Genomic DNA, 13,109 nt, shown 5'->3' with positions numbered 1-13,109 from the left:
GTCCCCAGGCTACGAGCGCTCGGCGCAACGGGGGCAGAGGGCCCGCACCGTGAGGACGCAATCCAGCAGGCGAAAGCCATGCAGGCCGGCGGCCGCCTCCCCGGCCGTCAGCACAGCCGTGCTCTCGAACTCCTCGGTGCGGCCGCAGCCCACGCACACCATGTGGTGATGATCCCGGTGCGCATCGCCGGCCAGCTCGAAGCGACGCCCCCCCTCGGGCAGTTCCAGCTCCTGCAGCAGCCCCATGGAGCTCAGCAGGCGCAGGGTGCGGTAGACGGTGGCCAGGGAGACCCGCTCCTGGGCGCGCAACAGACGCTGATGCACCTCTTCAGCACTGAGATGGGTGCCCTCCCCGATGCGTTCGAACAGGGCCAGCACCCGCTGCCGCTGAGGGGTGAGACGCTGGCCGCGATCGTGGAGGCTGCTGCGCAGGCCCTCGCTGGTGGGGACCGCAGCCACCACCGTTCCGGCGTTGGAGGGGGCAGGCAAGACGATCACCCGGCTGTTCTCAACAATAGGCCCAATTGCGAACTGCGGCCATGGCGGCTCGCGGCCATGGCGGCTCGCGGCCCTGGGTCGCTCAAGGGGTGGGGACCCGGGGACGCTCCAGGACCAGATCGAGACGGGCGGTGAGCGCAGCGAGCAGATCGGCCAGGGTCACCATCAGCCGGTAGCTGATCGCGATGGCCAGCAGGGGGGCTTCCGGCACCTGGGAACCGAGGCGCAGCAGCAGGACGGCCTCGAACACCCCCAGCCCCCCGGGCGCTCCCGGCACGACCAGCCCCGCCGTCCAGGCCAGGGCGAACCCCGCAAGCCAACCACTCAGCCCGAGGGTGCCCTGCAGGTCGAAGGCCAGGACGCAGCAGGCGAAGCCGGCAAAACGCAGCAGCACAAAACCCAGCAGGGCGAGCAACGGCAGCCAGGGATAGTGGCGGGGCAGCGCCTGCAGGGCCAGCGACGCGGCCCGATCGGGCGGGGGCAGCGCCAGCTCCGGGCCATCGATGGCGGCGGCGAGGCGACGGGTCTGACGCCGCTCGAGGCTCTGCAGCAGGGGGCGCAGCCAGCGGGGCCAGAGCAGCGCCAGCGGCAGCAGGCACAGCAGCGCCAGGCCGGACTGCCAGCCATCGAACGGCACCAGGGCCAGGGCGGCGATGGCGGCGAGCAGGGGATCGAGCAGCGTGGCCGCCACCGCGACCGGCAGGGAGGCCGGCTGCTCGAGCGGGCCCGCCGCCGTGCTGAACAACCGCACCCGGCTGGTGAGGTGCCAGATCCCACCCGGCAGGAACTTGCGCAGGTTGGTGTCGAGATAGACCAGCGCCAGCTGGGCCCAGCGGGGACGCAGGCCCAGCCAGCGCAGCACGACACCCTGGCCAAGACCATTGGCCACCAGGCTGAGCAGGCTGAAGCCCACCCCCAGCACCATCCAGAGCCAGCCCTGCAGATCCAGGCGGAGCTCCAGCATCTGGCGGCCATGGCCCTGCAGGGCCGCCAGCAGGAAGCCCAGGCTCAACAAGGTGATCCAGAGGCCGAGCCCCCCCGGGGGGGCGGGCAGGCGGGCCAGCCAGCGGCCGGCTGCCTTCGGCAGACCCTGGCCCCAGCGCACCGCGGCCTCCAGCCTTGCCCTCATCGCCAGGTCACTCCTGAAGCGGCATCGCCGGCATCATCCCAGGAGGACGCGGCCGGCGTTCCAGGATCCAGCAAAGCCTGGTTGACCACGGCCCGCACCTGATCGAGGGCCAGATCGTGGGCGGCCGCGAGCTGCAGCAGATCCTCATGCTCGGGCTTGCCCCGCCAGCGCCCATCCGGCAGCAGGGCCTGCTTCAGCCGCACCGGCCCCAGCGGGGTCTCGAGCCGCAGCGCCCGGCGGGGAAGCACCCAGCGCTGCTGCACCTGCTCCCGCAGCCCCAGGCTGGTGCTGTGCCGCCACCACAGGGCCCGCAGGCGCTCGCCGGCCTCGAGCGGCACCAGGGCCGTGACCAGCCAGGCCGGTCGCCCCTTCTTCATCACGATCGGCTGGCAGAAGACCTCCAGGGCCCCGCCCTGGCGCAGGCGATCCTGAAGGGCGGCCAGGTCTTCCGGCGTGGCGTCATCGATCTGGGCCTGCTGCACCAGCAGGCTCTCGCGCAGTGGTTGGGTCGCCCCCTCCGGGGTGAGGGTCTCGGCCAGCACCAGCCGCAGCAGGTTGGGGCGATCGAGTTCCCGGCTGCCGAGTCCCACCCCCACCTGGCGGGGGACATGGGCGGGCGGCAGGGCGAAGCGATCCGCCCAGCAGGCCGCCAGGGCCAGCCCGGTGGGCGTGGTGAGCTCGGCAGGGGGAAAGCCCTGGGCCGAGGCCAGCGGGATCGCCCGGCGGCGGGCCATCTCCAGCACCGCCGGAGCCGGCACCGGCAGCGTGCCATGGGCTGTGGACACCGTGCCGTGCCCGGCCGGCGGTGGGGTGGATTCCAGCCGGTCGATGCCGAGATGGCTCAGGCCGGCACAGACCCCCACCACATCCACCAGTGCATCCAGCGCTCCCACTTCGTGGAAATGCACCTGCTCCGGGGCATGGCCATGGACGGCGGCCTCGGCCTCCGCCAGCAGGGTGAACACCGCGATCACGCGCGAGCGCAACGCTTCAGGCCAGGCGGCCTGTTCGAAGCAGCGCCGCAGGGCCTGCCAGGTGCGAGGGGGCGGATCGTTCGCGCCGCCCAGCACCTCCAGATGCAGACCGCGCAATCCAGCGCTGCGTCGCTCGGTGATCTCCAGGGCATAGGCACCGCCGTAGCCAAGGGCGGCCAGAGGCCTGTGGATCACCTCCTCCGGCACCCCCAGATCGAGCAGGGCAGCCAGCAGCATGTTGCCCGCCAGGCCGGTCGGGCAATCCAGCAGGGCCAGGCCCATCAGCCGGCCTCCGGCCCTGGGGGCTGGGATCGGGAGGGGCGTCCGAGGCGGGGTGCCGCCTCCAGAAGACGTTCGGCAGCGGCCTCGAGATCGGGTCGTCGCTGCCGCAGGGCCTGGTCCACCTCGCGGCGGGCCCGCCGCTGTTCCCGCTGGGCGGTGTCGACGTCGTGGCCGGAAAGGCCCCAGAGCCGGCCCAGCAGAGCCCGATCATCGGCGCCACCCTCGCTGGCTCCGTAGACGAGCTGTTCCGCCGCCATGCCGGCCTGGAGCACCCGGCTCCAGCGGCGCAGATCCTCCAGGGCCAACTTGGCACTGGCCGGCGGGTCCAGTTCCGTGGTTCCACCGGAGCTGAGGCCCGCCCGCAGGCAGGCCAGGCTGCCCACCAGCACCTGGCGCACCGGCATCGCCTCCTGCGAGGCCACCAGCACATGGCCGGCTTCATGGATCGCGATGCGCCGCAACCGCAGCGCACCACCCGGCAGGGCCTCGGCGAGCAGATGGCCGCCGCGGCCACCGAAGCGGGCCGCATCCACGGTGAGGCCCCCGAGCGCGAGGCCGGCGACCAGGGCGATCACCCAGGGCGGCAGACCCAGCAGGGGGCCGAACACCGCCAGCAGGCTGATGACGGCCACGGCCACCCCCGCAAGCAGGGGAGAGGTCACGGCTGGATCCCCCAGCCGAGCGCCGGGGCCAGCACCAGCGCCGCCAGGCCGTTCACCACCGAGGGGTGGGGCAGATCGAGCAGGTCCAGCGCCAGGGCCAGCACCAGCAAGCCGCCGACCGCACTGGTGAACAGCAGCAGCGGAGAACCGCTGGGGTCCATGACACCGCCGGCCAGCACCATCCCGAGGCCCGAGAGCCCGAGCTGGAGCACGGCCAGGGGCACCAGAACCCAGAGCAGCACCAGTCCCACCCCGGAGGCCAGCACGGCCGCGCTCAGGCCATCCAGACCAGCTTTGACCAGCAGCAGGGAGGGATCGCCGAGGGCTCCGTTCCGCAGACAGCCCAGCAGGGTGATCGGCCCGATGCAGAACAGCACGAAGGCCCCCGAGACGATGTCCGCAGGGGAGCGCTCGCCGCCATCCGCAGGCGAACGGCCTCCGCCGGGGGCGGCGAACCTCAGCAGCCAGCGATCCAGCCGGCGCTGCAGACCCACCAGCTCACCGAGCCAGGAGCCGAGCACCAGCACGACCAGGGCAGCCAGCACCGCCGGGAAGGCACCCAGCCGGAGATCCCACAGCGGTTGCACCATCTGCAGCGCCAGCAGCAGCGTGATGATGCCGAGCCAGCGCTGCCACTGCAGCCGGATGGCCGCGGAGAGGTGACCGCCCAGGCCTACCCCGAGCAGGCTGCCCGCCAGGACGGCCAGCACGTTGATCCAGGTGCCACTGGTGGCCTCCCAGAAAACCATCTCAACGGGCGGGGCGACTCACCGCCGTGCGGGGACCCGAGCGGCGCGGCGCGGGCTTGCCGGCTTTGCCGCCAGCCTCCCGTCGGGTCTTGCCCCCCCGGTTACCGCGCTGGACGACGGGCTCGAGCACCTCGCACTGCTCGAGCTGGAGCTCCTGGCCCTGGCGGCGCAGGTTGAGGGAGACGAAATGGCGGAGGTGCTCCAGGGGAACCTCTCCCTTGAGCTGCAGCTTGAACGGCACCGGCCGGCTGCCGTCCCCGCGGGGCATCTGCCGCACCTTGACCACCAGGTCGCCAGTCTCCGGCCGGGTGTAGATCAGCTCGCCGCGCACCGAGAAGTAGTCGTCCCCCTCGGGGAGCTCGTCGGCGAGAGCCCCATCGGCCAGGGTGCTGGGCTCCCAGATGCCCACCATCTGAAGGTGGAGCCCCTGCTCCTCACGGGAGCGGGGGTACACCACCCAGAGGTGGGGTTGGCTGAGGTCCAGATGGCGCCGCATCAGGGTCAGCAGGCGGCCGAGCACGACGGCCTCGATGGCGGTGCCGTCAGCGGTCTGGATCGCCCCCCGGGTGAGCTGGTCGGGATCGGTCGGCACGTAGGTGCCGCGCACCACGCCGATGGCCCGGTACTGGAGCGGCTCGGTGACCGGCGGAATGGGGTGTTGGCGCATGGGGGCCAATGTAGGAGCCCCCTGGCTGGACCGCCCGCAGGCCGTGCCGGCGCAGGAGCCGCCGGGGCAGACTGGCCGCACTGCCCTGCCCATCGCGCCGATGCCCACCGCCCCGCGCCGTCAAGGTCCATGGCTGGGTGCCATGGCCGTGGTGCTGGCCGGTTCCTGCCTGGCGGCAGGGTGGTGGATCGGCCAGCTGCGCAGCGGCAGCGCGGCCGGAGGGTCCTCCCGCCCGGCGCTGGAGCGCCAGGCCGAGCAGCTGCGCCGCAGGCTCGACACCGGCGAAGCCAGCCCGGCCGAGCAGCAGCGCCTGCTCGAACTGCTGGTCGCCCTCGAGCGCAAGGCCGAAGCCACGCCCCTGCTGGAACGCCTCGCTGACCAGCAGCCGGACCGCTGGTCGCTGCGGCTGCTGCTGGCCGAGCTGCGCCGCGACCAGAACGACCGCAGCGGGGCCGAACGGGAACTGCGGCAGCTCCTCAACCAACGCCCCGATCAGGTGGAAGGGCTGCAGCTGATGGCCCTGATCCTGCTCGAGACAAATCGAGGAGCCCAGGCCCAGGCCCAGGTGGAGGCCGCCCTGAAACGGGCCACCAGCCCGAACCTGCGGAGCGACGCCGTGCCGATCGGCCTGCTGCTCGCCAACGTCATCCAGCGGCGCGGCGACATCGGCAAGGCGGAAGCGCAGCTGATCAAACTCACCACCCAATTCCCCAAGGACCCGCGCCCGCTGCTGGCCCGTGCCCTGCTTCAACAGGAGCGTGGGGATACCAAGGCAGCCCAGCAGACCCTCGCCCTGGCGAAGCAGCTGGGCGGCAAGGACGCGGAGGACCCCCGTCTCGATCAGGTGGCGGCCGCCTGGGGCCTGGAGCAGCTGCGGGTCAAACCGCTCAAGGGGCCTTCACCTGGGACGCCCCCGGCGAAGCCGTCTCCGAGTGGTAGTCCTTGAGGGCGGCATCCACGGCATCATCCGGAGCGGTCGCTTCATCCAGCGCGGTGGCCCGGCGGAGCCGGTTCATGAGGTCCATCGGGTTGGTCGCATCCAGCAGGTTGTTGTTGGTTCCGCCGGTGCCGTAATCCAGCTCGCGTTCCTGCTGGGGACTGCTGATGGTCTGGCCATAGCCGGCCTCCTGGGCCACGGCGCGACCGGTGGGAAGCAGCGCAGCTGCCGCCAGGGCCACCCCGCAACCGGCCGAGAGGACCGCATGCAGGACAGGGGTTCGCCCCTGGGGCAGGATTCCGGCCATACGGGCCATGGGTCGTCTCCTCGCCGATGAGCCCATGCTAATGGCCCTCCGCCGGTCGCCATGCGCATCGCCACCTGGAACGTGAACTCCGTCCGCACCCGCCTGGCGCAGGTGGTGGACTGGCTGCAGCAGGAGCGGCCGGAGGTGCTCTGCCTGCAGGAAACCAAGGTCACCGACGATCTCTTCCCCCGCGACGCCTTCGCGGCGCTGGGTTACCAGATGGCGATCAGCGGCCAGAAGGCCTACAACGGCGTCGCCATCCTCAGCAGCCTGCCGCTGGAGGACGTCCAGGTGGGTTTCGAGGCCCTGCTGCCCGAGGATCCGGAGGCCCCCGGCTTGAGTGAGCAGAAGCGGGTGATCAGTGCCCTGATCGAGGGGGTGCGGGTGCTGAACCTCTACGTGCCGAACGGGAGTTCGCTGCGCAGCGACAAGTACGGCTACAAGCTGGCCTGGCTGGCCTGCCTGCAGCGCTACCTGGCGGTGCAGGCAGGCCAGGGTGACCCTCTCTGCATGGTGGGCGACTTCAACATCGCCCCGGAGGACCGGGACATCCACGACCCGGAGCGCCTCACGGGAGGAATCATGGCCAGCGCCCTGGAACGGCAGGCCCTGGCGGCGGCGCTGGAAGGTCGGCTCAGCGACGCCTTCCGTCTGTTCGAACCGGAGGCGGGCCACTGGAGCTGGTGGGACTACCGCAGCGGGGCCTGGGACCGGGATCGGGGCTGGCGGATCGACCACATCTATCTCTCGGAAGACCTGCTGGCCTGCGCCACCGGCTGCGTGATCCACAAGGCCACCCGCGGCAACGACCAGCCGAGCGACCACGCTCCGGTGGTGGTGAACCTGGCCTGGTCGGCCGGGCAGGACGACGAGGATGGGGATGGCTTCAGCGATGGGGATGGGGATGGGCCGCCGCGCTGAACCAGTCCCCCCGGGCGAAACCGCGGAACCATCGGCTGGCAACGCTGCATCACCCGGTAGGCAACGCTGCATCAGCAGCTGAAGATTTCAAGATCGTTCCGGCCCTGAGGACCGCGGGTCCTCGGATCCCTAGTCTTCGGCTTCCTCCTCCACCGGGTGCGGCCATCCATGCCGATGCGTCACGTGTTTGCTCCGACGACGGGTCGGCCCGGCCACGCAGGCCAGCGGCGCCAACCAGACCGCCTGCGGCGATGGACGGCCAAGGCGCTGGGGCTTTCGCTGGTCCTGGCCACGGCGGGGCTGGCCGGCCTGCCCGCCAAGGCTTCCGAAACGCTGTCCTTCTCCTATGGCCCACTGATCCGCTCGCTGAAGGTCAGCTCGCTGCAGAAATTCGCTGCAGACGGCACGGTCGAGGACGATCTGGCCTTCTTCCTGTCCCTCGTCAAGCCTGAGGACTACCCGTCGCTGCGCAAGGCCCTGACGGAAAAAGCCGAGGTTGATCCTCTGCTCGTCTCGCGATTCTTCAACAGCAACATCGGCGAAGACATTCTCGAGCGCCTCGGCAAAGCCATCACCCTGTTGCGCGGCGGCAACGGCATGCCCATCCTGCGCGCCGCCCTGGTGAATGCCTCGTTCTCGCAGGATGGGCTCAGTCTGCTGTCGGTGCTGGAGCAGCTGCCGGCCAACATCCAGATCCATGGCGAGAAGGTTCTGGGCGCCGAGAAGGCCACCAAGCGGGTCATCGCCGCCACGGAACGGCTCGACACGGTGATGGGCCAGCTCACCGCAGAGGAAGCCAAGGGGGATGCCCCAGCCGACTTCGCGGCCCTGCCGGACCCCCGCAAGCCCGGCAGTCGGGCAGTGAGCAAGGAGGTGTGGAACCTCACCGACAGCCGCCGCAACCGCTCCTTCTACGTGGAGGTCTACCGCCCCACCAAGCCAGCAGCCGGGCCCCTGCCCGTGATCGTCTTCTCCCACGGACTGGGCTCGAGTCCGGAAGACTTCTCAGAGGTCATGCAGCAGCTGGCGTCCCACGGCTATGTCGTGGCCGCGCCGCAACATCCCGGCAGCGATGCCATCTGGTTGAAGGAGATGCTGCGGGGCTTGCACAAAGACATCTTCGACGTCCAGGAATTTTCGAATCGCCCCAAGGACATCAGCTTCGTCATCGACGAACTGGAGCGCCGCAATGCCAGCCGATTCAACGGCCAACTCGACCTCACCAAGGTCGCTCTGGCCGGCCATTCCTTCGGCGGCTACACCGTTCTGGCCCTGGGCGGAGCCACGGTGGATCGAGCCTTCCTGAAGGAAGAGTGCGAGCGTCCCTACGCATCCCTGAATGTTTCGTTGCTGCTCCAGTGCCAGGCCCTGAAGCTGCCCCCCGAGCAGCTCGCCAACCTCCAGGACAGCCGCACCGCCGCGGTGTTCGCCGCCAATCCCGTGAACCGCAGCATTTTCGGGAAGCAGGGCCTCGGCAACATCAAGGTGCCGGTTGTGATGGCCTCGGGCAGCTACGACCCGGCGACACCACCGGCCCTGGAGCAGGCTGCCTCGTTCACGTGGCTGAATGGGCCTGACAAATACTGGCTGATCGTGCAGGGGCAGGCCCATGTGAACTTCACCAAGATCGACCCCGGCATCAAGGATGCCATCGAATCCATGACCGACATCACCCTGCCCAGCCAGGGCCTGATCGGCAACTACATGAAGGGCGTGGCCCTGCCTTTCGTAGAAGTTTATCTGCGCAAGAACGACAGCTACAAACCTTATCTTCGGTCTTCCTATGCCGAATATCTCAGCAAGGATGAGCGCTTCAAACTCTTCATGGTCAGCGCAAGATCGTCACAGAAACTTTCCGAAGCCATTGAAGCCTTCCGAAAGGAGTATCCCGCGCCCAGGGATTAGGGGAAGGGAGCGGCTCAGAACACCACTGCCGCCTCCGGCAGGGACACTCCCTCCTCTTTGAGCACCGCCACCCGGCGGGCCGACTCGGCGCAGGTGCGCGGGGTGGGGAAGATCTTGCCGGGGTTGGCGCGGCCCTGGGGATCGAAGGCCCGCCGCACCAGCTGCATCGTGGCCAGATCGTCGGGGGTGAACATCCACGCGAGGTAGCAGCGCTTGTCGCTGCCCACGCCGTGCTCCCCGGTGATGCTGCCACCCGCTTCCACGCAGAGCCGCAGGATCTCGGCACCCAGCTGCTGCACCCGTTCGCCGATGCCGGGCTCGGCGGCGCGGTAGAGGATCAGGGGGTGCAGGTTGCCGTCGCCGGCGTGGAACACGTTGGCCACCGGCAGCTCGAAGCGCTCGCTGAGGGTCTCGATGGCGGCCAGCACCCGTGGCAGCGCACTGCGCGGCACCACGCCGTCCTGCAGGTAGTAGCTGGGGAAGCGGCGGCCCAGGGCCGAGATCGCCGACTTACGCCCCTTCCAGAGCAGGGCCCGCTCGTCGGCATCCCAGGCCTCCCGCACACGGCGGGCGCCGGCCTGCCGGCACAGGGCCGTGGCGAGCTCGGTGGCCGCGGCCACCTCCCGCTGCTGACCGTCGAGCTCGATCAGCAGAACCGCCGCCGCGTCGCGGGGGTATTCGTCGTGGCCGAAGTAGTCGTCGACTGCCGCGATGGTGAGCCGATCCATCATTTCCATCCCGGCAGGCAGCACGCCGGCGGCCGTGACGAGCCGCACGGCCTCTCCGGCGGCTTCCATGGAGGTGAAGTCGGCCAGCAGCACGGCCACGCTCTGCGGGGCGCGCAGCAGCCGCAGGGTGATGGCGGTGGCCACCCCCAGGGTGCCCTCACTGCCGATGAACACCCCGCGCAGATCCAGCTCGGGCATCTCCTCGAGGTCGCCCCCGAGGGTGGTGACGGTGCCATCGTGCAACACCACCTCGAGGGCCAGCACGTGGTTGCTGGTCACCCCGTACTTGAGGCAGTGCACGCCGCCGGAATTTTCAGCCACGTTGCCGCCGATGCTGCACGCCACCTGACTGGAGGGATCGGGGGCGTAATAGAACCCGTCGCCGGCGACCGCCCGACTGACCCAGCTGTTGATCACACCGGGCTGCACCACCACCTGGCGGTTGGGCAGATCCACCCTCAGCACCGACCGCATCCGGCTGGTGGCCACCACGAGCGCCTCGGTCTCGGCCACGGCGCCACCCGAGAGGCCGGTGCCACTGCCGCGGGCCACGAAGGGCACACCCTCGCGGTGGCAGAGCGCCAGAACCGCCGAGACCTGCGCGGTGGTCTCGGGCAGGACCACCAGCGGGGGCTGGTGGCGGTGCAGCGTGAGGCCGTCGCAGTCGTAGGCGAGCAACTCCTGACGCGCCGAGACGACCGCCCGAGGGGGCAGCAGGCGGCGCAGCTCGCGCTCCAGCACTGGCCAGTCGATGCTCACAAGACCGGGCCGACGTGTTCCGAAACTACCGACAAACCGATCGGCCGGGTTCTGGGTCAGGATGGGCCATGGTCTATCCGTAACGCTCCAGTCGTTGCGCCTGCCGACCAACCCGTCCATCGCACTCCGCGGAATCCGCCTTGACCTCGGCTCCCGTTTCGGCCCCCGCCCTGAACACCACCCGGTCCCAGGACCTCTTCAGTGCCGCCCAGACCCTGATGCCCGGCGGTGTGAGCTCCCCAGTGCGGGCCTTCCGCTCCGTGGGCGGCAACCCCATCGTCTTCGACCGCGTCAAGGGTGCCTATGCCTGGGACGTGGACGGCAACCGCTACATCGACTACATCGGCAGCTGGGGACCCGCCATCTGCGGCCATGCCCACCCCGAGGTGATTGCGGCCCTCCATGCCGCCCTCGACAAGGGCACCAGCTTCGGCGCCCCCTGTGAGCTGGAGAACCAGCTGGCCGAACGGGTGATCGACGCGGTCCCCTCGGTGGAGATGGTGCGCTTCGTGAACAGCGGCACGGAGGCCTGCATGTCGGTGCTGCGGCTCGTGCGCGCCTTCACCGGCCGCGAGAAGATCATCAAGTTCGAGGGCTGCTACCACGGCCACGCGGACATGTTCCTCGTCAAGGCCGGCTCGGGCGTGGCCACCCTGGGGCTTCCCGATTCACCCGGCGTCCCCCGCACCACCGCCGCGAGCACCCTCACCGCCCCCTACAACGACCTCGAGGCGGTGAAACAGCTCTTCGCGGAGAATCCCGGCGAGATCGCCGGGGTGATCCTCGAGCCCGTGGTGGGCAACGCCGGCTTCATCCCGCCGGTGCCGGGCTTCCTGGAGGGCATGCGCGAGCTCACCAAGGAGCACGGCGCCCTGCTGGTGTTCGACGAGGTGATGACCGGCTTCCGGATCAGCTACGGCGGCGCCCAGGCCCGCTTCGGGGTGACGCCGGACCTCACCACCATGGGCAAGGTGATCGGTGGCGGCCTGCCGGTGGGCGCCTATGGCGGCCGGGCCGACATCATGAGCATGGTGGCTCCGGCCGGGCCCATGTATCAGGCCGGGACCCTGAGCGGCAACCCTCTGGCCATGACGGCCGGCATCAAGACCCTCGATCTGCTCAAGCAGCCGGGAACCTACGAGCGGCTGGAGGCCACCACCAAGCGGCTGATCGCCGGGATTCTCGAGGCCGGCAAGGCCGCCGGGCTGCCCATCACCGGCGGCTCGATCAGCGCGATGTTCGGCTTCTTCCTCTGCGAAGGCCCGGTGCGCAACTTCGAGGAAGCGAAGGCGGCGGACGCGGCCCGTTTCGGCCGGCTCCATCGCGCCATGCTGGAGCGTGGCGTCTACCTGGCCCCCAGCGCCTTCGAGGCCGGCTTCACCTCCCTGGCCCACAGCGACGCGGACATCGACACCACCATCGCCGCCTTCCGCGAGTCGTTCGCGGCGGTGGTCTGAGCGGAGTTCGGGGTTGGCGATCCAGCGTCGCCGGCTGCTCCAGGCGGCCGGCACCGGCGTCTCTGCCGCACTGCTTGGCTCCTGCACGATCCGCCGGGCCGGCTCCACCAGCGGCAGCTCGCTGCCATCGTTGCGCTGGCGGATGGCCACCAGCTGGCCCCACGCGCTGGACACCATCTTCGGCGGCGCCGAGACGGTGAGCCGCCGGGTGGCTGAACTGAGCGACGGCCGCTTCCAGATCCAGCCCTTCGCCGCCGGGGAGCTGGTGCCGGGGCTGGAGGTGCTGGAAGCCGTCCAGAGCGGATCGGTGGAATGCGGCCACACCGCCAGCTACTACTACGTGGGCAAGAACCCCGCGCTGGCCTTCGGCACGGCGGTGCCGTTCGGACTCACGGCCCAGCAGCAGAACGCCTGGCTGTACGAGGGCGGCGGCCTCGACGCGATCAACGCGGTGTACGCCGACTTCGGCGTGGTCAGCTTCCCGGCCGGCAACACCGGCGCCCAGATGGGCGGCTGGTTCAAGCGCCGGCTCGACGGACCGGAATCGCTCCGGGGCCTGAAGATGCGCATCCCGGGGCTGGGCGGCAAGGTGATGGCCGCCCTGGGCGTGAACGTGCAGGTGCTTCCCGGTGGGGAGATCTACCTGGCCCTCGATCGCGGCGCCATCGATGCCGCCGAGTGGACGGGCCCCTACGACGACGAGAAGCTGGGGCTGGCCCGGGCCGCCCGCTACTACTACTACCCCGGCTGGTGGGAACCGGGGCCGACCCTCACTGCCCTGGTGAACCACCAGGCCTGGCGCCGTCTGCCCAAGCCTTACCAGGCGATGTTCAGCACGGCCTGCCAGGAGGCCAACCTGGCGATGCTCAGCCGCTATGAGGCGCTGAACGCGGCCGCCCTGAAACGGCTGATCAAGGGCGGGACCGAACTGGTGAACTACGGCGAGGCCATCCTCACGGCCGCCGCCAAGGCCTCGGAACAGCTGCTGGCGGACATGGCGGCCGGCGACCGCAGCTTCCGCGAGATCCATGACCAGTGGCGCGGCTTCCGCATCCAGGTGCAGGGCTGGAACGCGGTGAATGAATACTCCCTCTCCCGGTTCACCTATGGCGCCGGCGGGGCAGGCCGCTGACG

General features: G+C 70.2%; 13 protein-coding genes. 5 read left to right on the top strand and 8 right to left on the bottom strand.

Going from position 1 to position 13,109, the window contains the following annotated elements; genetic code table 11:
- Positions 1-9: 9 nt before the first annotated feature.
- The 6 genes from ACLNEE_RS04930 to ACLNEE_RS04905 all read right to left on the bottom strand — a co-directional run bounded on the left by ACLNEE_RS04930 (position 10) and on the right by ACLNEE_RS04905 (position 4,961).
- A complete protein-coding gene (locus ACLNEE_RS04930; RefSeq protein ID WP_412006841.1) occupies positions 10-489 on the bottom strand; it encodes a Fur family transcriptional regulator in 480 nt (159 codons plus the stop codon).
- A gap of 91 nt (positions 490-580) precedes the next feature.
- Entirely contained in the window at positions 581-1,627 is a 1,047-nt protein-coding gene (locus ACLNEE_RS04925; RefSeq protein ID WP_412006840.1) for a lysylphosphatidylglycerol synthase domain-containing protein, read from the bottom strand.
- Positions 1,624-2,883, bottom strand: coding sequence for a nickel pincer cofactor biosynthesis protein LarC (gene larC, locus ACLNEE_RS04920; RefSeq protein WP_411422331.1), 1,260 nt, complete (start codon positions 2,881-2,883; stop codon positions 1,624-1,626). Before larC ends, ACLNEE_RS04925 begins: the two co-directional genes overlap by 4 nt.
- A complete protein-coding gene (locus ACLNEE_RS04915; RefSeq protein WP_411422330.1) occupies positions 2,883-3,545 on the bottom strand; it encodes a hypothetical protein in 663 nt (220 codons plus the stop codon). Before ACLNEE_RS04915 ends, larC begins: the two co-directional genes overlap by 1 nt.
- A complete protein-coding gene (locus tag ACLNEE_RS04910) occupies positions 3,542-4,294 on the bottom strand; it encodes a DUF554 family protein (protein WP_411422329.1) in 753 nt (250 codons plus the stop codon). The genes ACLNEE_RS04915 and ACLNEE_RS04910 overlap by 4 nt, the downstream gene beginning before the upstream one ends.
- A gap of 1 nt (position 4,295) precedes the next feature.
- Positions 4,296-4,961: a hypothetical protein gene (locus tag ACLNEE_RS04905; RefSeq protein WP_411422328.1), complete on the bottom strand. Its 666-nt coding sequence runs from the start codon at positions 4,959-4,961 to the stop codon at positions 4,296-4,298.
- Positions 4,962-5,061: 100 nt separating this feature from the next.
- Between ACLNEE_RS04905 and ACLNEE_RS04900 the strand changes: the two genes are divergently transcribed.
- Positions 5,062-5,907, top strand: coding sequence for a tetratricopeptide repeat protein (locus ACLNEE_RS04900; RefSeq protein WP_412006839.1), 846 nt, complete (start codon positions 5,062-5,064; stop codon positions 5,905-5,907).
- On the opposite strand, the gene ACLNEE_RS04895 is transcribed toward ACLNEE_RS04900, so the two are convergent.
- Entirely contained in the window at positions 5,849-6,214 is a 366-nt protein-coding gene (locus ACLNEE_RS04895; RefSeq protein WP_412006838.1) for a hypothetical protein, read from the bottom strand. The genes ACLNEE_RS04900 and ACLNEE_RS04895 overlap by 59 nt on opposite strands.
- A gap of 51 nt (positions 6,215-6,265) precedes the next feature.
- On the opposite strand from ACLNEE_RS04895, the gene xth reads away from it, so the two are divergent.
- Positions 6,266-7,126 carry an exodeoxyribonuclease III gene (gene xth / locus ACLNEE_RS04890; protein ID WP_411422325.1) on the top strand — a complete coding sequence of 287 codons (861 nt, stop codon included), beginning with the start codon at positions 6,266-6,268 and terminating at the stop codon, positions 7,124-7,126.
- A gap of 168 nt (positions 7,127-7,294) precedes the next feature.
- The gene (locus ACLNEE_RS04885) at positions 7,295-9,031 is read left to right on the top strand and encodes an alpha/beta hydrolase (protein WP_411422324.1); all 1,737 of its coding nucleotides are present in this window, start codon (positions 7,295-7,297) and stop codon (positions 9,029-9,031) included.
- Between the two features lie 14 nt (positions 9,032-9,045).
- Here ACLNEE_RS04885 and ACLNEE_RS04880 read toward each other — a convergent pair whose 3' ends face one another.
- Positions 9,046-10,518 (bottom strand): FAD-linked oxidase C-terminal domain-containing protein, encoded by a 1,473-nt coding sequence (locus ACLNEE_RS04880; protein ID WP_411422323.1) that lies wholly within the window; start codon positions 10,516-10,518, stop codon positions 9,046-9,048.
- A 218-nt stretch (positions 10,519-10,736) separates the two neighbouring features.
- Here ACLNEE_RS04880 and hemL point away from each other — a divergent pair, with 218 nt between their 5' ends.
- Together hemL and ACLNEE_RS04870 are read left to right on the top strand one after the other, a co-directional pair.
- Positions 10,737-11,975: a glutamate-1-semialdehyde 2,1-aminomutase gene (gene hemL / locus ACLNEE_RS04875; protein ID WP_411422337.1), complete on the top strand. Its 1,239-nt coding sequence runs from the start codon at positions 10,737-10,739 to the stop codon at positions 11,973-11,975.
- 19 nt (positions 11,976-11,994) lie between these two features.
- A complete protein-coding gene (locus ACLNEE_RS04870) occupies positions 11,995-13,107 on the top strand; it encodes a TRAP transporter substrate-binding protein (RefSeq protein ID WP_411422336.1) in 1,113 nt (370 codons plus the stop codon).
- Positions 13,108-13,109: the final 2 nt, after the last annotated feature.

The organism is Aphanothece stagnina RSMan2012 (assembly GCF_046764815.1).
Classification (GTDB): domain Bacteria; phylum Cyanobacteriota; class Cyanobacteriia; order PCC-6307; family Cyanobiaceae; genus NIES-981.
Note: the sequence above shows the minus strand (reverse complement) of the source record. Positions and strands in the feature narration are given on the sequence as shown.